The 20,113-nt window shown below is 44.9% G+C and carries 17 protein-coding genes; 9 read left to right on the top strand and 8 right to left on the bottom strand.

Features of this window, described 5'->3' with window-relative positions:
- Positions 1-95: 95 nt before the first annotated feature.
- Positions 96-806: a 23S rRNA pseudouridine(2604) synthase RluF gene (gene rluF, locus MBEAL2_RS02175; protein ID WP_047150706.1), complete on the bottom strand. Its 711-nt coding sequence runs from the start codon at positions 804-806 to the stop codon at positions 96-98.
- Positions 807-1,480: 674 nt separating this feature from the next.
- Here rluF and MBEAL2_RS02170 point away from each other — a divergent pair.
- Positions 1,481-2,014 (top strand): DsbA family oxidoreductase, encoded by a 534-nt coding sequence (locus MBEAL2_RS02170; RefSeq protein WP_047150705.1) that lies wholly within the window; start codon positions 1,481-1,483, stop codon positions 2,012-2,014.
- A 56-nt stretch (positions 2,015-2,070) separates the two neighbouring features.
- Here the strand turns inward: MBEAL2_RS02170 and MBEAL2_RS02165 are convergent, their stop codons facing one another.
- A complete protein-coding gene (locus MBEAL2_RS02165) occupies positions 2,071-3,483 on the bottom strand; it encodes a DUF8451 domain-containing protein (protein ID WP_236692665.1) in 1,413 nt (470 codons plus the stop codon).
- A 281-nt stretch (positions 3,484-3,764) separates the two neighbouring features.
- Between MBEAL2_RS02165 and ybaK the strand changes: the two genes are divergently transcribed.
- On the top strand, positions 3,765-4,256 hold the full coding sequence (gene ybaK, locus MBEAL2_RS02160; protein ID WP_047150704.1) for a Cys-tRNA(Pro) deacylase: 492 nt from the start codon (positions 3,765-3,767) through the stop codon (positions 4,254-4,256).
- Positions 4,257-4,330: 74 nt separating this feature from the next.
- On the opposite strand, the gene MBEAL2_RS30925 is transcribed toward ybaK, so the two are convergent.
- Both MBEAL2_RS30925 and MBEAL2_RS02150 read right to left on the bottom strand, forming a co-directional pair.
- Complete coding sequence (locus MBEAL2_RS30925; RefSeq protein WP_047150703.1) at positions 4,331-4,750, bottom strand: thioredoxin-like domain-containing protein; 420 nt, start codon at positions 4,748-4,750, stop codon at positions 4,331-4,333.
- Positions 4,737-5,411 (bottom strand): HAD family hydrolase, encoded by a 675-nt coding sequence (locus tag MBEAL2_RS02150; protein ID WP_047150702.1) that lies wholly within the window; start codon positions 5,409-5,411, stop codon positions 4,737-4,739. The genes MBEAL2_RS30925 and MBEAL2_RS02150 overlap by 14 nt, the downstream gene beginning before the upstream one ends.
- Before the next feature lie 472 nt (positions 5,412-5,883).
- On the opposite strand from MBEAL2_RS02150, the gene MBEAL2_RS02140 reads away from it, so the two are divergent.
- The 3 genes from MBEAL2_RS02140 (at position 5,884) to MBEAL2_RS02130 (ending at position 10,594) form a co-directional block, all read left to right on the top strand.
- Positions 5,884-6,459 (top strand): lysophospholipid acyltransferase family protein, encoded by a 576-nt coding sequence (locus MBEAL2_RS02140; RefSeq protein ID WP_047150700.1) that lies wholly within the window; start codon positions 5,884-5,886, stop codon positions 6,457-6,459.
- A gap of 143 nt (positions 6,460-6,602) precedes the next feature.
- Positions 6,603-7,901: a hydroxylamine reductase gene (gene hcp / locus MBEAL2_RS02135; RefSeq protein ID WP_047150699.1), complete on the top strand. Its 1,299-nt coding sequence runs from the start codon at positions 6,603-6,605 to the stop codon at positions 7,899-7,901.
- Positions 7,902-8,065: 164 nt separating this feature from the next.
- Positions 8,066-10,594, top strand: a complete 2,529-nt coding sequence (locus MBEAL2_RS02130; RefSeq protein WP_152667669.1) for a winged helix-turn-helix domain-containing protein — start codon at positions 8,066-8,068, stop codon at positions 10,592-10,594.
- A 45-nt stretch (positions 10,595-10,639) separates the two neighbouring features.
- Here MBEAL2_RS02130 and MBEAL2_RS02125 read toward each other — a convergent pair whose 3' ends face one another.
- Entirely contained in the window at positions 10,640-11,551 is a 912-nt protein-coding gene (locus MBEAL2_RS02125) for a ribonuclease Z (RefSeq protein WP_047150697.1), read from the bottom strand.
- Positions 11,552-11,807: 256 nt separating this feature from the next.
- Here MBEAL2_RS02125 and MBEAL2_RS02120 point away from each other — a divergent pair, with 256 nt between their 5' ends.
- Both MBEAL2_RS02120 and MBEAL2_RS02115 read left to right on the top strand, forming a co-directional pair.
- Positions 11,808-13,439 carry a bifunctional metallophosphatase/5'-nucleotidase gene (locus tag MBEAL2_RS02120; protein ID WP_500778837.1) on the top strand — a complete coding sequence of 544 codons (1,632 nt, stop codon included), beginning with the start codon at positions 11,808-11,810 and terminating at the stop codon, positions 13,437-13,439.
- A 209-nt stretch (positions 13,440-13,648) separates the two neighbouring features.
- Positions 13,649-14,611 (top strand): alpha/beta hydrolase family protein, encoded by a 963-nt coding sequence (locus MBEAL2_RS02115; protein WP_047150696.1) that lies wholly within the window; start codon positions 13,649-13,651, stop codon positions 14,609-14,611.
- Positions 14,612-14,648: 37 nt separating this feature from the next.
- Here the strand turns inward: MBEAL2_RS02115 and MBEAL2_RS02110 are convergent, their stop codons facing one another.
- Positions 14,649-16,343: a M3 family oligoendopeptidase gene (locus MBEAL2_RS02110; RefSeq protein WP_047150695.1), complete on the bottom strand. Its 1,695-nt coding sequence runs from the start codon at positions 16,341-16,343 to the stop codon at positions 14,649-14,651.
- A 162-nt stretch (positions 16,344-16,505) separates the two neighbouring features.
- Between MBEAL2_RS02110 and MBEAL2_RS02105 the strand changes: the two genes are divergently transcribed.
- A complete protein-coding gene (locus tag MBEAL2_RS02105; protein ID WP_047150931.1) occupies positions 16,506-16,997 on the top strand; it encodes a TetR/AcrR family transcriptional regulator in 492 nt (163 codons plus the stop codon).
- Positions 16,998-17,111: 114 nt separating this feature from the next.
- On the opposite strand, the gene MBEAL2_RS02100 is transcribed toward MBEAL2_RS02105, so the two are convergent.
- Entirely contained in the window at positions 17,112-17,426 is a 315-nt protein-coding gene (locus tag MBEAL2_RS02100) for a hypothetical protein (RefSeq protein ID WP_047150694.1), read from the bottom strand.
- A gap of 2 nt (positions 17,427-17,428) precedes the next feature.
- The gene (locus MBEAL2_RS02095) at positions 17,429-19,297 is read right to left on the bottom strand and encodes a DEAD/DEAH box helicase (RefSeq protein WP_052947376.1); all 1,869 of its coding nucleotides are present in this window, start codon (positions 19,295-19,297) and stop codon (positions 17,429-17,431) included.
- 259 nt (positions 19,298-19,556) lie between these two features.
- Between MBEAL2_RS02095 and MBEAL2_RS02090 the strand changes: the two genes are divergently transcribed.
- Positions 19,557-20,105 carry a helix-turn-helix domain-containing protein gene (locus MBEAL2_RS02090; protein ID WP_236692663.1) on the top strand — a complete coding sequence of 183 codons (549 nt, stop codon included), beginning with the start codon at positions 19,557-19,559 and terminating at the stop codon, positions 20,103-20,105.
- The last annotated feature ends 8 nt before the right edge of the window (positions 20,106-20,113 follow it).

Here is a 20,113-nt window from a genome sequence, read left to right as displayed (position 1 = left end):
CTGGTGTACATCTCTTTCGAAACGTTAGACAAATGTTAGGCAGCACAGAAAAAGAGCGGGTGGGAATGCCGTTTGCATTCCTCTTCCGCCCTTTTTTACTGTTTCCCGTTCGGCCGATAGGATAATATCGTGAAAAGTTCCTTTTTTTCACGTGCCGTTAAGTCCCGCCACGCTCCCTGCTTGAGCCCGCCCAGTTCGATATTCATAATGCGAATCCGCTGCAGGCGGCGCACCTGGTACCCAAATGCCATGCACATCCGGCGAATCTGTCGGTTGCGCCCTTCCGTAAGAATAATGCGGAAAACACAGTCCGCTACCCGGGTTACCTTGCATTTTTTTGTCATGCTCCCCAGTATTCGCACTCCGTTTGCCATCCCTTTTATAAACTCATCTGTCACCGGCTTGTCTACTGTGACGATGTATTCTTTTTCATGGTTATGCTCCGCGCGCAGGATGCGGTTTACAATGTCCCCGTCATTCGTAAGAAGAATAAGCCCATCCGAATCTTTATCAAGCCGGCCAATCGGAAAAATACGCTCCGCATGCCCTACAAAGTCAACAATATTGCCTTTTACATGCCGTTCTGTTGTGCTTGTAATGCCGACCGGCTTGTTGAGTGCGATATAGACAGGCTCCTTTTTTGCGCCAATCGCCTTTCCGTCGACTCTAACATCATCCCCCACCTGTACCTGGCTTCCCAACTCCGCCGGCAGGCCGTTAATCGTTACTCTGTTCGCTTCGATTAACTTGTCCACTTCACGCCTGGAACAAAATCCGGTTTCACTTATAAACTTGTTAATTCTCATTCATACTCCTCCGTCCCCTGCAATGTTCGCTGACAGAAATATAGCATAGGAAAGGTACAATCACAAATTTGTTTGCAATTACATCAAATACATGGTATAATACATTCTTGCCGTTAAATATCTCCACATATTATTCCTTACTAACTGAATACAAACCTCTTTTTCTTCAAGATGAATCGTATCATGCCGTCCAGGTATGGTATTCCGCAGTGTTTTTTCTCACGTTAAACATTGCCCATCTCATGATTCATTTTCACATCATTCCCTTTTATGTCTTATACGCTCATAAGACCTGTGTGACACCTACGCATGCACACAGAACAATAAGGATGCTAATTTTAGCACTCGTTTCCAGTTTTTGTTGTATTCTAATTCAACTGGAACGGTCATCGGAGCCGTAAGAATGGAAGAGAGGCAGGGCTTTCATCGTCTTAGGTTGCAAAAACCGGAAGCAGTAGATAAAAACAGGTTTGAATTCAAAAGAACATTTCTTTTATAAATATAGTAAGGCAAAAAACAGCGCAGAGGAGCCAATCCTCTTGCGCTGTTTTTATTTGATTACAGGCGCCCATTCATGGGAAAATAAAAAGGAGCCTTTGAATCAAACGAATAAGGAGAGACATACGATGAATAATAAAATTACAGTGTTTTCGGACTTCCTCTGACCTTTCTGCATGATCGGGAAAGCCCCGCTTGACCAGTTGGTCAAGGAAAAAAACATCGAAGTTGAATGGAAAGCCTTTGAGCTGCGCCCGGAAGGCGTCGAAATACCGCCAAAATCGCCCGAATACATGGAACGGGCAAAAGCGGGTGTAGAAGCTTTATCCAGACAGCATAATATCGTGATGAAATGGAATGATAAAAGCAAGCATTCAAGACTGGCTCACGAAGGGGCCAAATTCGCGGAAGAGCACGGACAGGCAAACGCGTATCATGATGCTGTGTTCGCTGCGCAGTTCCAGCAGGAAAAAGACATCAATGATGTTTCTACACTCACAAGCATTGCCGCTTCTATCGGGTTAAACTCAGACGCGTTTCTTGAAGCGCTTAAAGCCGGACGCTATCGTGATGCTGTGGAAAGGGATCTAGAAGAAGCCCAACAAATCGGCGTTACAGCTGTTCCGTGTTTTATCGCGGGAAACCGCGGCGTACTCGGGGCACAGAGCTATGAATCGCTGCTCCGGCTGCTTGAAGGATCAAATGAATAAATAAGAAAAGGCGTAAAAACAGCGTTTCCTGTTTTTACGCCTTTTTGCATATCTATTCATTTTACTGTAATATATGCCTGTTTCGGATGGTTGACCTGAGCCGGATAACGCAGCCTCAATTTCCCTTCCTTCAGCAATTTCGCCAGGTAATTATTGCGCAGCCCATCCGGGGTACGTTCCAGCAGCTGGGCCAATTCTTTGAGCATTAACGGTTTCTTCTCACAAAGCACAACAATAATATTCTCCATTACAGCCGGGCTGAGCCTTTTTCTCTTTCTGGCAAGTTCCGCTTCCTGCCATAGTTCATCCCACACATCTCCGCTGCTAAAAGAAGCGTCATCTTGTTCCGCTTCCTCTTCTTCATCAGAAATCGACACGTCTTCTGTTTTGAAGGAAACATCCTGCTTATTTACGGAGCCATCCTGCTTATTGTAGGAGTTAGCGTCATTATTATAGGAGTTCGACTCGTTACTATAGGAGTTATCTTCGTTATTCACGGAGTTTTCGCCGCTATTATAGGACTTAAAATCGTTATTCACGGACTCCCATTCGTTATTTATGGAGTTATCTTCGTTATTCATGGACTTCCAATCGTTATTTACGGAGCTACCCATTTCGACATTTTTCTCCTGCGTTTCCTGCCTGTCAGCATACACCATTCGTAAAATAAAAACAGTGCGGGCTGGTTCTGTTTGCTGAATGAATTCGGGATTTTCCCATTCCCGTTCATCCCATGTATGACTGATATTGTGCAGGCCGGAGCCCGCTCGCTCTCCCATCCCGATTAAGACAAACATCTTAAATAGGTTAGGATTGCGCAAATCGCTGACGCCTCCCTCGAGAGCCTGGCGTATAGGAACCCTCATCATACCCGGATTTGAAAACCGGAACGTATCCTTTTCCCGTTCGATTACAATTCCTCGCTCACCGAAATAATCCGTGTGAACAAGCGTATTTACGAGCGCCTCACGTAAAGCCGTATGGATAACCGTTTCATCCTGGCGGCTAAAACCGTTGATTTGAAAAGGAATGGCAAGGTCTGCCGTAAGCTTGTTTATGCTTTTAAAATAAAAGTCATAGAGGTTTCCCGACCAGGTGCCGTCCTGCGACGTCAGGCGATCGGTCCACCGTTCTTCCGCAAACCCTGCTAAATCTCCCCTGTATTCAAGGAAATAATGGGGCAGTACTTCTGTAATGACCCTTTCCTCACTGAACATGAGCAGCCCGGCAAGCGTTAACCCTTCTTTGCCTGTATCCCGCAGCTTCCCCCAGGCGCCAATTTTATATAAAAACTCTTTTGTTTCCAGCCCATTCCACGGGTGATTCGGTTTTGCGGCCATAAAGCGATTTCGATAGCCTTTAATCGAATCAAAATGAAGCTCATTTACTCCATAATGCTCCAGAATCCATCCATCCTGCAAAGCATATGGCTGATCACCCGGGTAATTTGTGTCTCCTGTTTTAAACACGCGCGATCTCCCTCTTTGTATGTCATATGCATTTACCGTGCATAAAATCCCATTTCATGTAAGGTGAATAATGATTATTTCCCAACACTTTCACAGCACATTTACCTTCTATTTTACCATCTATTCGGCTAACAGTTGTGACTTCCTTTGACAAAACGTTTGCTTTCCTACTGCATTCTCTTTTTTATTATGTAAACTAATAAATCGCCATTTTCTTTTTTCTTTTCCCGGGGTGTTACACTATAATATAAGAAACAATGATAACAGATAGGGTGGAAACCATGGCACAAAAGACAAATGCGGCTCGCCTGCTCGATCAAATGAAAATTCCTTACGAACTATTAACATACAATGTAGATGAAACGGACTTATCGGCCGGGTCTGTTGCGCATAAAATCGGTTTTCCTATTGAGCAGGTGTACAAAACGCTCGTCGCGCGCGGAGACAAAACGGGCGTCATGCTGGCCTGTATTCCCGGAAACTACGAGCTTGACCTTAAAGCATTGGCTTCCGCGAGCGGAAATAAGAAGGTAGAAGTCGTACCGCTAAAAGAAGTGCAGCCTTTAACCGGGTACATCCGGGGCGGCGTCTCCCCCCTTGGCACAAAGAAGAAATACCCTGTTTTTATTGAAGCCGAAGTGCAGGAAAAAGATAAAATTTCACTCAGCGCCGGCATACGCGGCTGCCAGATGATTTTATCGCCCTCCGATTTGCTTAAAGCGACAAACGCTACATGCCGGATGATTTCCAAAAAAGCACCCGCTGCTTTATAAACAATGCAGCGGGTGCTGGAGCTGCGCAGCCGGGAAAGGCCCATCCTCGAAGCCAAAGCGAAACAGCCCGCTTCCTATGAGCGTAGAAACACGCCCGTCTGCGATACGGCAGCTGCGCAGTGCCGACACTTCACTGTCGGCAAAATAGAGCGTTTTCCCGTCGGATGTAATCCCGCTCGGCTGGGCCAGGTGCGCTTCCTTGGCTTCTCCATTCCAGATGTTTTCCCATCCGCCTCATAGCGTTCAACCGCATTCCGGATGTTCTCCATGTCCTTCTCATTCTCAAACTTCGCGGAATGGACTCCGATAACAACGAACGGTTCTTCTTTATATTTCTCCTCAAGCCAGGCTAAATCAGGGAGGACATGGATACAGTTAATACAGCAGTATGTCCAGAAGTCCAGTAATACGACATGCCCCCGCAGCTCCTTTAAGGAAAGAGGGTATTCGGTATTGAGCCATTGCAAATGGGAAGGAAACTCAGGCGCCCTCACGATATCCCCCCTCAACGTACCGGAGAAGCTCCCGCGCTTCCGCAAGGTAAACGGCAGGCAAAACTCCGTGCCCTTCCATTTCTTCGCGATTTCCTCCGTACGCTGCAAACCGCACATTTCCATCCTGCGCCGCTTTCCCGTCGATCCAGGAGTCGCCGACAAACAGCCATTCAGTGACCCGGATGTGGGGGTACCGGCCCAATATGTGCTGAACCCCTAATGAGGAAGGCTTTAGTGCCTGTACCTGTTCCCGCCCGGCAATATAATCGAAGTATTTGGCAATCCCCGTTTCCCGAAGAGCGGTTTCTGCGGCCGGGTGGGCGTTATTGGTCAGGACCACGAGGCAGCAGCGTTCATGCAGTACGGCAAGCAGGTCTGCCATGCCCGGCTCGAGGGATGCTCCGTGCATTCCTTCTTCCTCAAAGCGAGCAACCGTTCTCCAGATTTCCTCTTCTATCGTGTTCTCCATTCGGGTAGACATACGTGCCTTCTCAATCAACTGGGAGGCTGTGTACCTTTTCCAATCATATCCTGGCTCGAAAAAACCATGCCCCAGTAAAAACTGAAAAACGGCCTCTTTCATCGCCGGAAAATTAATTTTAGATTGCAAGAGGGTATTATCCATATCAAAAATAATTCCCTTTACTTCCTGGTTCAACATTATCCTTTATCCCCCGTTTCTTTCCGAAAAGTTCAGCATATTGATATAAAAAGATGAGCAATGGGTATGTAAACAGTATAATTCGATTTCTCCTTTGTAATAAAGGGGCAGAGCAGCTCTGCCTTTCCGTTGTTATCTTTCTCCATCGCTTTAAATAAATGTTTATATATAAACAAATAATAAGCCTTGCAATAGAATACATTCATTCAGTCTTTAGGTGCCCCCATTCACTTCTCACCGTTAAAAAACGAGAGGTGGTGCGGGCTATTCGTGTTTTCAAGCTTGCGATCAGCGGACAGGAAACAGAAATGAAAGTTCCCTCGTTACCACAAAAAAATATTGCCGAGGAAATATTTTCGAAGCGGTGGAAATATTGTGCTGCTGAAAAGTTGCCAATTGTGAACTTTATCAGCATAAAACCTGTTATGATGTGTAAAAGGCTGCAGAATAGAGAAAAAGCGGGGTAATTAGGATGGTTTATTCAATTGTAAGAAACTGTGTACGGCTGTGGCTTCACATCCGGTACCGTGTAAAAATAACCGGTATAGAAAACATTCCGGAAGGCGGCTGCATTCTGGCGATGAATCATACGAGCAATTATGATTCCCTCCTGGTAGGCACGCATACTCCACGTAAAATGTACATTATGGCAAAGGAAGAATTGTTTAAAAAACGCTTCTTTGCCTGGCTCATCACTGAGATGGGAGCCTTCCCGATTAAGCGCGGGCAGGCCGATTTAAAATCGCTCAAATACACGCTGAAACTCATACAGGAAGGCAGCATTTTCTCGATTTTCATCGAAGGAACCCGCTCAAAAACAGGCGAGATGCAGGAAGCGAAGAAAGGCATCGGCTTTATTGTCGGCAAAAGCAAGGCCCCTGTCATTCCTACTTATGTATATGGAGCAAGGCAGAAGTGGTTTGGCCGGGCCGGCGTCATTTTTGGTCCGCCCGTTCAACTCGCTGAAGGCTTGAACTACGAAGAAATCGCCGTGGCGATCAAACAATCCATCGAACAGCTCAAAGGACAGGCACAGGCGAAAATGTAGCAACTTTGTGAACCGTCTTTCGTTATACATTGATAAACCTGTCCCGTGTGATGTATATCACATATTTTTCATTCCGCCTCCCTTACTATAAGGACATAGTGATTGAACAGAAAATGATAAATATCATTTGGGGAGGCAAAATCATGTTTTGTTATCAATGTGAACAAACACCAAGCGGTGGATGTAAAGTTATCGGGGTATGCGGGAAAAACGAAGATATTGCAAGCTTACAGGATACCATTATTTTCGCGCTGAAAGGAATCGCAGCCTATGCTACGCATGCTAAACAGCTTGGCTACACCGATCCAGAAGTGGATAAGGTTACACAGGAAGCACTCTATCTCACACTGACAAACTCCAACTTTAACGTGCAGGAACATATCGATATGGCGATGAAAGTCGGAAACGCCGCCGTTCGGGTCATGGATTTACTTGACCGCGCCCACACAGAACGTCTCGGCATTCCACAGCCGATTACTGTTTCGCAAAATAAAATCGAAGGCAAATGTATCGTTGTAACCGGCCATAACCTGTTTGCTTTGGAAGAACTCCTCAAGCAAACCGAAGGAAAAGGCATCAACATTTATACACACTCCGAGATGCTGCCTGCACACGGGTATCCGCAATTGAAGAAATACGCGCACCTGAAAGGAAACATCGGGAAAGCCTGGTTTGACCAGCGCCGCCTGTTCGAAGAATTCCCTGGCGCGATTCTTGCCACAACGAACTGCGTCATGCCGATTAAAGGCACCTATGCAGACCGCTTCTTCTCTTATGAAGTAGCCGGGCTTGAAGGCGTAACAAAAATCGCGGGCGAGGATTTCAACCCGCTTATCGAAAGAGCACTTGAGCTTCCAGAAGCAAACATTGAATCCGAGCAAACATTAACAACTGGCTTCCACCACCAGACCGTTCTTGGCCTGGCACCTGAAATTATCGATGCGGTAAAAGCAGGAAAAATTAAGCGTTTCTTCGTTATCGCTGGCTGTGATGCTCCTGGTAAAGGCGGCGAGTACTACCGTGAACTGGCTACCTCTTTACCAAATGACACGGTCATCCTGACTACTTCTTGCGGTAAGTTCCGCTTTAACGATGTAGACTATGGAACAGTAGCCGATACTGGCATTCCACGCTACATTGACCTTGGCCAGTGCAACAATTCCGGTTCAACTGTAAAAATCGCTCTCGCTTTAGCGGATGCATTTGGCTGTGAAGTAAACGACCTGCCTGTGAGCATCGTGCTTTCCTGGTTCGAACAAAAAGCGGTTGCCATCCTTCTCGGGTTGTTCAGCCTCGGCATCAAGGATATCCGCATCGGGCCAAAGCCGCCTGAATTCATTACACCTGGCGTATTAAACGTACTGCAGGAAGCGTTCAACCTTCAATTAATTACGAATGCACAGGACGATATGGCTGATATGCTTGCCCTGTCTGCCAACTAAGCAATAAAAATAGCAAGCGACCCGCTATCTGGCGGGCCGCTTTTTCTATTGAATCAATTTCATAACTTTAAACCTTTTTATTTACATGAATTCTACCTTAATTCAGAAAAATGAAATATAATTTTAAGAAGGGATACTAACAGCAAAATTAGAGGTGTTAAACCGTGATTATAAGTACAAAACTACATATCCCGCATTTGCGAGGCGATATACTTGTGGATCGTCCAACCATAACCGAGATGTTGAATGAAGGGCTAAAAACAAAACTAACCTCCGTGACGGCTCCAGGGGGTTACGGCAAGACAACAGCGTTGAGTCATTGGGTGAAGCAGAGCGGGATACCTTCCGTATGGGTTTCCTTTGACCCGCAGGATAATGATTTGATCCAGTTTTGGAGTTATGTGATTGCTGCTGTCGACAGCAAGAACTCGTATTTTGCTGAGGCGATGAATCCACGTCTATCAACGCTTAAATCTGGGGCATTTGAGACTTTTATCACAGCAATGATACATGAGTTTAGCAGCCATTCCGATGAATTGGTACTTATTTTTGACGATTATCACACAATTGGTCTATCTTCCATTCACGCATCGGTGGTGTTTTTACTTGAACATTTGCCCGCTCATGTTCATTTATATATAGCAAGTCGTTTTGAATTGCCCTTTCCAACGGCTAGATTGCTGACGATCGGCCAGGTGGTTCAGATTACAATTCAGGATTTGCGATTTCAACTCGATGAAGGAATTCGTTACTTCCGTGATTGCATGGGGTTTTCGCTGTCCGAAGAGGATGTATCTATACTTGTCCGCCGTACGGAGGGATGGATTAGCGGACTGCACCTTGCGGCGATTTCGCTGAAAAAAAGCGATCATTCTTCCGATTTTATCGGTGCTTTTAGCGGTGTACATCGCAGTGTAGCAGATTATCTTTTTCAGGAAGTGCTCAGCCACCAGTCCGATGAGGTTCAATCTTTTCTGCTGGAGACCTCGATATTAAACAGAATGAACGACGCTCTTTGTGCGGCTGTTACCGGACAAACCCATTGTCAGGAACGATTGGAGTTGCTGGAACAACAGAATTTGTTTATCATTCCCCTGGACGATGAGCGGCAATGGTATCGCTATCATCATTTGTTTTCTGAGTTTTTGCAGAGGCAATGCCGGCAAAAGGATCCGGAAAAAGCCAAACAATTGTATGCTCGTGCGGCTAATTGGTTGGAAGAGCATGGTTTTTTTGAAGAGGCGGTGGAGCATTTCCTTATGGGAGGGCATTACCCCGAAGTTGTTTCCTTGATTGGAAAGCATCTGCATGACCTGCAATTGAGGAGAGGAGTGCTGTATCGATGGTTTAGCGCGCTGCCAGAGTCTTGCCTTGTGGGAAGACCAGAAGTTCAATTTCTTTATGTGAAAATGTTGGCGGAATCGGAAGAAGTGGAACTGGCAGGTTCAAGACTTCACATGATGGAAGACAAGCTGTCCGATCCTGAGTGGAAGCCGTTTATCGGTACGTTTTTTTATTTATCTGCGGCCGTTTCTTTTTACCGGAAAGATTTTCAGCGAACGACGGAATATTTGGAACTATTTGAGCAGCTAATGCCGGAAGGCAGTTATATACAGATGATCGAAGCGAACACCTATACTGTAAATTACGATTCGCTATTGGTTTTTTTCGATGATCTGCATGAAGCAGAGAAATTCTTTTATAAATGGATTAAGGTCTGGGAGAATAAGAAGAATTACCCCTTCGTTGGTTTCTGTTATATCGCATATAGTGAGATTTTATATGAATGGAATCGCCTGGAAGAGGCTGAAGCCTATTTAGAAAGGGTACTGCGGCAAAAGTGCATGCAGCCCTATGCCCTTATTTTGGTGAGTGCTGCCATCAACGCTGCACGGGTTTCTCTGGCCAGGGGAAATTCGGCAAAAGCGTTTGGACTGCTTGAGCAGGTTAAGCCTAAAATCAATTCACCGGATAAAAATATTGCTCTGAAAAAATTGGATGCGGAGAAGGCGCGTTTGTTACTTGCAAGCGGTTCTTTCGACGATGTGACCGCTTGGCTGCAAACTTGTGGACTCAAGCATACCGATACGGTCCCACTGTATCTTGTGAGAGAATATCTTCAGTTGGCCAGGGCGCTTACGGAATGTGGGTCGATTAACGAAGCTTTACAACTGCTGGAACATTTGAATCAACTCGCCGATAATGAAGACCGACCCAGAGATAAGATAAAAGTGTCCATTTTACAAAGCATTGCTCTTCATCGAAAGGGAGATACAATGAATGCTCTTATGAAGCTGGAATCCGCTCTGCACCTCGCGCAGCCACAGGGATACATCCGCAGCTTCGTTGATGAAGGCGCGGAACTGGCGAATCTGCTTGCCCAATATTTGCACCATAGGCTGCACAACTTTATCCGAAAGTCTTTACCGGTACCGTTGCTTTACGTCAAGAAACTGCTGCAGCTGATGAATGCCCAGGCGGAAGGAGCTTTGGCTCTCCCCTCTCTATTAACGGAGCAGGAAATGAAGATTTTGCGAATGGTTGAGCAAGGGTTCAAGAATCAGCAAATTGCCGAGAATATCTATGTGACCGTCGGAACTGTCAAGACGCACTTGAAAAATATATACAGGAAGCTTGAAGTAAACAGCAGATTGCAGGCGTTGCAGCGCGGAAAAGAGCTGAATTTGCTGTAGAGGAAGATCGGATATCACCCTTCCCCATTCGGGGAATTTTTTTATTTAATTTTGAAACGCGAGATGCTTCGTCATTCTCTCTTCCCCGAGAAACGAATTCGGAAAAACAACCCGGGCGTTTCCGATATATTGCTCCGGTTCTGTGAGGGAAGGGCTATAATGGGTGAGCCACAACTCCTTTACTCCTCCCCTTTGTGCGAGTGAAGCCGCCTCCGAAAAAAGCATATGGCCATGCTCCTCCGCTTTTTCAAGAAACCCATCTTCCCCATACATGCCTTCACAAATAAATAAATCCGCACCTTCAATGAACGAAACAAGCGGCTCTACCGGCCTCGTATCGGTACAATAGCACACCTTGATTCCCCTGCGCGGGGGGCCAAGCACCATATCCGGTGTAACGGTTTCCCCCTCATGAACGACCTCTTCCCCTTTTTGGAGTGTCTTCCACAAAGGAACCGGGACAGCAAGCGCCTGTGCCTGCTGTGGGTTAAATTTACGGCCCCGTTCAATTTCAATGCAGTAAGCAAGGCAGGGAACGGTATGCTGAACGGGCAGGGTGTGCAGATGAAAGCCTTCATTCACCCTGGTTGTTTGCCGTTGAATAGAGACTTCAGTCATTTTGATGTCATACGGGAGGTAGGGTGCAATAACAGTAAGGCCTCTCACCACCTCAAAGACACCGGGTGGCCCCATAATCGTAAGCGGTTCCGTTCTCCCGGCATTTCCGATAGCCAGGAGCATTCCCGGCAGCCCTGCCACATGGTCGGCGTGGTAATGCGTAAAACAAATCGTCTCAATTGCTTTAAATCCCCAGCCGAGCATTTTTAATGTAATCTGGGTTCCTTCACCACAGTCCATGAGTGTCATCCTTCCCTTATAGGATGCAATCATGGACGTAAGCCATCTGCCCGGTAATGGCATCGTTCCTCCCGTTCCAAGCAAGCAAATATCAAGCATACACCTACCTCCTTTCTTTCCGATTAGAATTCATTCTTTACTATAGATTACCCTATATTTTTGTATTTTTTTAGTAACTATCCCCCATAAATCATTCCCTCTCCACGAATGTATGTAATGTACGGAATTGGTGGTAAATTATGTTAACTAGTTATGTTAACATAATCTTAAACTGTCTTTAGCAAATTATTCATATTTATGACTTATACTGTACTAGCACTGTACAAATTACTAGAATACTAGGAGGACGAAAATGATAGGAAGAAACACTATGTGGAACACGGTGAAGAAGACCGTCCCGGCTCTTGCACTGACACTCGCATTCTCAACCGGCACATCATTTGCAGCACAATCCAAGACACCGGGTATCCCTGAGCATAATGAGCAGTACAAAAACCGCTACATACAAGTTCAACTCCTGGGAATCAACGATTTGCACGGACAGCTCGACGTTACAAGAAAAGTTGCGGGCAAAGATGTCGGGAGAGCCGATTACCTGGCCGCGTATTTAAAACAGCATGAAGCACAAAACAAAAACACCCTGCTTTTACATGCAGGCGATGCCGTAGGAGCGAGCGCACCTGTTTCCGCCCTCTTACAGGATGAGCCTACGATTGAGATTTTAAACCGTTTGGGCTTTGACGCGGGTACAGTAGGGAACCATGAATTTGATGAAGGGGTTCCGGAAATGCTTCGCCTCATTCATGGCGGAAGCCACCCGAAAACCGGGATGTTTGAAGGAGCGAATTTTCCTTATGTCGCCGCGAATGTAGTAGATGAGAAAACAGGCAAAACAATCCTGCCGCCTTACGTTGTAAAAAAAGTAAACGGAGTGCCTATTGGCATTATTGGTGTTGCTCTCTCCGATACACCCAGTATCGTAACTGCAAGCGGAGTAGCCGGCGTTAAATTTACAGATGAAGCGGAAGCGATTAATAAAGCGACAGCGGAATTAAAGAAAAAAGGCGTGAAATCTATCATCGTTCTCGCCCACAATCCTGGCAGCTCGGCAACGGACGGGAAGAACGCAAATGGAGAACTTGTTGACATCGCCAATAAAGTGGATAAAGAAGTGGATGTTATTTTTGGCGGCCACAACCATGCCTATATGAACGCCACGGTGAACGGCAAGCTGCTTGTTCAATCCTACTCCTATGGTACAGCTTTCTCCGATGTTGATTTGGAAATCGATCCGCGTACAAAGGATATTGTAACGAAGAAGGCAGAAATTGTGACAACCTTCCACGATGGCGTCCAGCCGGACCCGGAAATCAAAAAAATGATAGATAAATACGAGGCAAAAGTGGCGCCTATTGTCAATCAAAAAATCGGTACGGCTGCTAAGCCGCTGACAGCCGTTCAGAATGCGAGCGGGGAATCTGACCTTGGCAATCTGATCGCGGACTCGATGCGCGACGCTACGAAAACAGACTTTGCTTTTATGAATCCAGGCGGTATCCGGGCCAACCTTGACCAGGGAGAAGTTACATGGGGCGAATTGTTTAATATCCAGCCCTTCAACAATGACCTTGTAAAGATGGATCTTACCGGCAAACAAATCCGCGACCTCTTAAACCAACAGTGGGGCAAACAAACCCGCATGCTGCAAATTTCCGGACTGAAGTATACGTACGATAGCACCCGTCCGGTTGGAGACAGAGTAGTCGATATTTTATCCACGAACGGAACACCTGTGGATCCGGTTAAAGTATACACCGTTACCGTGAACAACTTCATGGCTGGCGGCGGAGATGATTTAAGCGTACTTCTACAGGGGAAAAACCAGGTCATCGGCCCTGTGGATATTGACGCGCTTGTAGACTACGTAAAAAAACAACCCCAGCCTTTCTCCGCTTCCGTTGAAGGAAGAATCCAGAAAATAAAGTAAGGGCAATCGAATATCTACCAAAAAGCTTATTCGGAGAAAAGAAAAACTGGGCAGGGGTATTTACCTCTTTTACAAATCTCTTGAGAAATAGCCTGGACATCCTTTGTTCAGGTTTTTCTTGCTGAATTGTCATTTTTTTATTGACAATTTTTCTCTTCAATAATATTATCATTATTAATAATGATAAGAATTAAACGGAGGATAAGCTGATGGCACAAAAAACTTTTCAGGAAGAGAACGTAACGGTTTCGGGGGAATTTCCCCTGAAAGGGACAATAACGATACCGGTGAATGCAGAACAACGCTACCCTGCTGTACTGATCATTCCTGGTACAGGGAAAAATGACCGTGACGGAAACAGTTCACTGCTTCGTATGAATCTTTACAAAGACCTTGCGGAGTTCGTTGCAAATCTTGGTTTTGTAACGCTCCGCTACGACAAGAGGGGCGCCGGGGAAAGCGGCGGCGTTTACGAGGAAACCGGCTTTTGGGATTTTGTGGAGGATGCGCAGGCATGTATGCGTTATTTACGGTCCCATCCTAACGTTAATCCTGAGCGAGTTGTTCTATTCGGGCATAGTGAAGGGTCCTTAATTGCCCCTGCCGTCAATTCCCGGGAAAACACCAACGGCCTCGTTCTTGTATCTGGCGCCGGCGAACCTTCTAAGGCCTTTTTGCAAAGACAATCAGAAATGGCCATGCAGGAACTCGAATCGCTTACCGGATTCAAAGGCTTTCTCATTCGCACACTAAAACTGACTGAGAAATCAAGAAAAACAAACGAGAAAATCATCAAACAAATTCTGGAATCCTCTTCCCCTACCGTTAGAGTCAGGGGGAAAAAATTAAATGCGAAATGGTATCGCGAACAATATGCATACAATGTACTGGAGGAATTGGAAAAAGTTACGTGCCCTACCCTTGCCATTACCGGAGCGAAGGACATACAGGTCGTACCGGAGCAGGCCAGAGTGATAGCGGAAACGGTACAAGGAGAATCAGAATATCATATCATCCCTGAAGTGAATCATATTTTGCGAAAGCAAAGTGGAATCCCGTCCATACTCACCTTAATAAAAACGTATAAAAAGCAGGTACAAGAACCGATCGATGATGCATTTCTTGAACCGATTGCTCAGTGGCTGCAAAAATTCAAAACCGCTACTCACTAAAAAAAGGAAGGCGTATTTTATGCCTTCCTTCCCATCTCTATAGAGCCTTGTCATCTATTTTATTTAACCAGGTCTCAATCTCTCCGATAACCGATTGAACACACCCCTCTTTGAAGGGGGAAATCAGATTGGCGATTTGAACTAATTCGATGAACGACCGGCTTCCGCCAGCTTTACAGAGCGTAACATAGTCTGCCCATGCCGCTTCCCTGTCTTCATTCGACTTCTTCCAGAACTGGAAGGCGCAAATCTGGGCCAGCGTGTAATCAATGTAATAGAACGGAGAGGTGAAGATATGAAGCTGCTGATGCCAGAAGCCTCCCCTCTCCAAATAGTCATTCCCTTCGTAATTTCGATGCGGCAAATACTTTTTCTCGATTTCTCTCCATGCCTGCTTTCTTTCCTCGGGCGTCGCATCTGGATTCGCATAAACATAATGCTGGTACTCATCCACAGAAACACCGTATGGAATGAACAGCAGCGCTTCACTTAAATGATTAAACTTATATTTCTCCGTCTCTTCTTCAAAAAACAAATTCATCCACGGCCATGTAAAGAACTCCATGCTCATCGAGTGAATTTCAGCCGCCTCAGACGTCGGGAAGAAGTACTCAGGAACTTTATACTGCCTGCTTGAGAACACCTGGAACGCATGGCCCGCTTCGTGCGTCAGTACGTCAATGTCTCCGGAAGTTCCGTTGAAATTAGAGAAAATAAAGGGCGATTCATACTTGCTGATGTACGTGCAGTAGCCTCCGCCTGCTTTTCCTTTTTTGCTGACAAGATCCATTAGGTCGTTTTCCATCATGAAGGTAAAGAAAGTGTCCGTCTCCGGAGACAGATCTGCGTACATGCGCTTTCCATTGTTTACAATCCACTCCGGGTCACCCTTCGGCTTCGCGTTCCCTGTTTTAAAGCTGAACTTATCGTCATAATAACGCAGGGTGTCTACACCGATTCGCTCCCGTTGCCGCTCCTTTAGCTTCGTTGCGACTGGAACGATGTATTCTTCTACCTGCTTTCTGAATCCGGCCACCATTTCTGCATCATAGTCCGATCGGATCATCCGCGCATAGCCAAGTTCGATGAAATTATCATAGCCAAGCTTCTTTGCGATTTTCGTTCTGATTTTCACAAGCCCATCATAAATCTCGTCCAGTTTACCCTCATGTTCTTTGTAAAAAGAATACTTAGCCTCGTTCGCTTTCTTCCTCATTTCTCTGTCAGTGGAAAGCTGAAACGGAACAAGCTGTGACAGGTTTCTCTCCTCCCCTTCAAACGGAATTTTAGCGGAGGCAATGAGCTTTGTATACTCGCTGGAGAGCCGATTTTCAACCTGCAAATCCTCAATAATTTCGGGAGAGAACGTTTTTAATGTAAGCTCTGCAACCGTGAACAGCTGCTTTCCCCATTTCTCTTCCAGCCGGCCTCTAAACTTTGAGTCCACCAGCGCCTGATAGTATGTAGAAATGATTCCCTGGTAAATGGGGCGGACCTCGTCAAAATAGTCCTGTTCCTCTTTGTATTTCTCATCGGTCGTATCGATCGTATGGCGAATTTGCGCGATTTCTCCCATCGACTCAAATTCGCTGCGCAGCCGGTTAATTTCCTTCATCACCGCATCCTGCTCCTCGTAACTCTGCGCACCCTTAAACTTCTCCAGTAGAGCGGTAAAACGGGATTCTACCTGCTTTATGTCCGGCCTTTCGTATGCATATTCGGCAAATTTCATAATTTTTTCGCTCCCTTCCTCTTATGTATCCAATCTATTAATTCCCGATGTTATTCATGAACAAACCTTGCCTATTCATTTTGCCACAGTAGGACGCAGGCTGTACAACGAAACATTTTTAAAAAGACATTACAAAAAATCGAGCAGAACAAGGGATTGTACATGTCACCAAAAGTTACAGCGAATCACAAAGAACAGCGCCGTAAGGAAATTATGCACGCCGCTGTTGAAGTATTTAAACGAAAAGGCTTTGAGCCTGTTACGATGAAAGATATCGTCGAAGAATCCGGGATGAGCCGGGGCGGGGTGTATATGTATTTCTCCAGCACAGAAGAAATCTTCCGGGCGATTCTGGACGAAATGGAAGCATCGGAAGAGCAGCAGCTGGCCCGGTTGTTTGAGCAGGGTCTGAATATGTGGGGAGTCGTTGATAAACTGCTGGAAGAGCAGGAGCACCAAATTGAACGGGTTGCTGAAGGACTGACACCTGCCGTTTTCGAATATTTTTTCACAGGATGGCGGGAGAAAAACCGAGATGCCTATATGGTTGAACGCTACAAGAGGGCGATTCGGCAGTGGGCACCGTTCCTGGAAGCAGCAGTAGAGCGGGGCGAGCTTCAGCCCCGCATGCCGGTTGAATCGATGTTTAAATGAGAGGGAAGATATATAATAAGTGCCTTTTCCTTTTTCACTCTATATAACTGTATTATGAAAAATAAAAGCCTGACATAGTATCCTATAGAGAAGGATGGTCGTTAGGCTTTTGATTTAAGAAATGAGTTGCTGTTTCTTTTCTAAAGATAACAACATTTCTGTTGCTTCATCATACTTATCAAACACAATCTTTTCTTTTCCATTGATTATTAAGGTCTGTTTAGTTAATTTGCTATCCGTGTCATAAGTATAAACATCTGAGACAGCCAGATTGTAGGCAATAGTTGAATGCACAGTAACGATTTTCAGTTTATTAGTTAGTTTTACTTGGTACTCATGCCCGTTATTTATGGCAGCAGAGATAATTTCCGAAGCAGAGGGGCCGGTATACATAAGCAATGTTGCGACCTTATCAATTTTTTGGTTCATTTTTACGCTCCTAACGATTGGATTTTTTGTTTTAACCTTTCAATGAGTTCTGGAAGAAGTTTTTTTGCTTGTTCGAAGTCATAGGTTTCCCATTCATTAATGCTGCGTTTTAACTTTTGTTTGAGAGAGTTGTTAATGTACTTCATAATATAGGCATCATTTGTTTCAGCTGACTTTAAAAACGAACTTGTTGTATTACTAGGAAGTTCGATACCTTTAGGATCGATTCCTGTCTCTTCAAAAAGAATATCCACGCGATTAACGATATCCTCTGTGTGGACTTTATGCAATTCCTCTCTAATGAGTTCTTCCCTCAGTTTGTTCCGTTTATCCGTGATTTCCTTATCTAGCTGTTGTTTTTGCGATTTAATGTAATCCTCTACATCCAATTCAGAAAATCCTTCCGTTCTCATCATGTCGGCGACCTTGTTTATCTTTTCTTCACGTTCATCGATTCTCTTTTGTATTTCCTCACTATGTCGAGCTGCAATTCCGTCAGATAAAAATTCTTTTATATTTCCAATCACTTTTCCTTCAGCATTAACCTCACCGATGTCAGTATTGCGCTCACTTGCTTGTTCTCGGTAATATTCCAACTCAATAATTTTCTTTCTTTCGCCTTTTATCTTTTGTCCTGGATAGTACGCCCATAATTCATCTAAATCTAGTTCCGTATGATAAACGACGTGGGCAAGATTATCAATGTTATCGTCTCCATCTTTTATTTTTCTTAGGGCACGTCCAATAAACTGAGCATAGGGGGATAAGGTGCGGAATGGGCGGAAAATGGCGGCAATACTTATATTGGGGTGGTCAAAGCCTTCGCCTAGCATATTAACATTCACGACAACATCGATTTGCCCCTTTTTATAGTCAATGATAGTATCTTCTGCTTTATCCGGTTCATCACTAGTAACCACTGCTGCTGTTAATCCTTGCGCCTCATATAGCGCTTTAATATCTTTTGCATGATTAATATCACAGGCTACAGCAATAATTTGGTGATGAGCACTCCCGAGTCTTCGCTTCTCAAGCAGTCTCTTTATACTCATTTCTACAATTGTTTGATTGCATTTCGGAGAATAGGCAACAGAACGGGTTACCCATTTTTTATCCATGGCATCTAAAGCTGTTTCCTTATCAACCAGTTTTCCATCAACAAGGAATTCAAGTTTCTCAGTTGTATAGTCCTCAGCTAAGATGTTTTTTACCAGCTTGTCTTTTATAGCATCAGCTAACTGGTAATCACTAAAAATCAAATCCCCATCCAGTTCTTTGGCATCTGCCCGGAACGGAGTAGCCGTCAATTTGACAATTTTTTTTGCACTAAAGTGCTCTAACGCTTGAATCCAGGAATCGGCAGCGGAGTGGTGAGCTTCATCGATAATAATCATGTCAAAGAAATCTGAGGGTAAAATTCCACATAAGGATTTATCAGAACGACTACTGAAGGTTTTATGGATGTTTGCGATTACAATATTGGCTTCATTAAGATAACGCATTACCCGAGTTTTATCAGCTGAAGTCTTATAACCTGCGTACCGGTAAACGTTAGGCAACTTATTATCATCTATAATTACATTTCGTTCTGTCCAAAAATTAAAAGGAGTGCGGGTATCAAAAGCATCTGAGATTCCTTCGCGAATCACTAGACTTGGGGTGATGACTAAAACCCTGCCATCACTAATTTGGTATGGAGCAATAGCTATCAACCCAGTTTTCCCAGCACCGGTTGGTAATACGATAATTTTGTGGATGTTTGGTTCCCTGGCTAATGAATGTTTTAACTTTGCGTGTGCAACACGCTGTGGACCACGAAGCGCAGCATTTCCTTTAATAAACGCATCCGTTTCTTTAAAGTATGATTCCATTACTATATCCTCCCTTTCTATGCTGTTTCTAAATCCCATTACATTTTTGCACATAATTTCTCTTTATTACTATATATCCTAAATATAATGGATATATAGTAATGGTGATATAACTAATTCCTCAAGTGGAATTTTTTTCAGTTTTTTTGACTCTTTTGTTGAAAAATATACATACAAATTATATAACTTGACTCATTCAGCATCTAATAATATCATTATCGATATTGATAATAATAAGCAAGAAATGAGGTGTAAAACATTGAAAGAGTCAAAAGCGGATTTAATTCTCCACCCTGTCCGGATGCGTGTCATCCAGGCGCTTGCGGGAGGATGCCAGCTGACTACCCAGCAATTGATTGAACTCCTCCCCGACATTCCACAGGCAACCCTGTATCGCCATATTAATAAGCTATTAAAAGCTGACGTTATTTCGGTAGCAGAACAGCGCCAGGTGCGGGGCACGATTGAAAAAGTATACACTCTGCCCGAACAGAACGGGAATCTCTCACGGGAAGATTTAGTAAATGCTACCCGCGAAGACCACATGCGCTATTTCACGACCTTCTTATCCACTCTGCAGGGCGACTTCAGCCGGTATCTCCAGCAGGAAAATTATGACCTGCTGGCGGACGGCGTAGGCTACCGGCACGTACCCCTGTATATGAGCGATGAAGAATTCCATGATTTTATCCAGACGGTACGTACGTCTTTCCTCAAGTACGCGGAAAACAAACCGGCCCCTGGACGCCGGCGAAGAACGATTACGACGATTATTATTCCGGAACCTGATCATAAATACGAACAATAGCGGGTGGC

This window comes from Aneurinibacillus tyrosinisolvens, from assembly GCF_001015055.1.
In the GTDB taxonomy this organism is placed as follows: Bacteria; Bacillota; Bacilli; order Aneurinibacillales; family Aneurinibacillaceae; genus Aneurinibacillus_A; species Aneurinibacillus_A tyrosinisolvens.
Note: the sequence above shows the minus strand (reverse complement) of the source record. Positions and strands in the feature narration are given on the sequence as shown.

Bases quoted from the DNA above. Each gene is read 5' to 3' on its own strand.
- MBEAL2_RS02105 (WP_047150931.1), top strand. From the start codon at position 16,506: ATGTCACCAAAAGTTACAGCGAATCACAAAGAACAGCGCCGTAAGGAA.
- MBEAL2_RS02150 (WP_047150702.1), bottom strand. From the start codon at position 5,411: ATGTTGAACCAGGAAGTAAAGGGAATTATTTTTGATATGGATAATACC.
- ybaK (WP_047150704.1), top strand. From the start codon at position 3,765: ATGGCACAAAAGACAAATGCGGCTCGCCTGCTCGATCAAATGAAAATT.
- hcp (WP_047150699.1), top strand. From the start codon at position 6,603: ATGTTTTGTTATCAATGTGAACAAACACCAAGCGGTGGATGTAAAGTT.
- rluF (WP_047150706.1), bottom strand. From the start codon at position 806: ATGAGAATTAACAAGTTTATAAGTGAAACCGGATTTTGTTCCAGGCGT.
- MBEAL2_RS02095 (WP_052947376.1), bottom strand. From the start codon at position 19,297: ATGGAATCATACTTTAAAGAAACGGATGCGTTTATTAAAGGAAATGCT.
- MBEAL2_RS02115 (WP_047150696.1), top strand. From the start codon at position 13,649: ATGGCACAAAAAACTTTTCAGGAAGAGAACGTAACGGTTTCGGGGGAA.
- MBEAL2_RS02140 (WP_047150700.1), top strand. From the start codon at position 5,884: ATGGTTTATTCAATTGTAAGAAACTGTGTACGGCTGTGGCTTCACATC.
- MBEAL2_RS02125 (WP_047150697.1), bottom strand. From the start codon at position 11,551: ATGCTTGATATTTGCTTGCTTGGAACGGGAGGAACGATGCCATTACCG.
- MBEAL2_RS02170 (WP_047150705.1), top strand. From the start codon at position 1,481: ATGATCGGGAAAGCCCCGCTTGACCAGTTGGTCAAGGAAAAAAACATC.
- MBEAL2_RS02110 (WP_047150695.1), bottom strand. From the start codon at position 16,343: ATGAAATTTGCCGAATATGCATACGAAAGGCCGGACATAAAGCAGGTA.
- MBEAL2_RS02100 (WP_047150694.1), bottom strand. From the start codon at position 17,426: ATGAACCAAAAAATTGATAAGGTCGCAACATTGCTTATGTATACCGGC.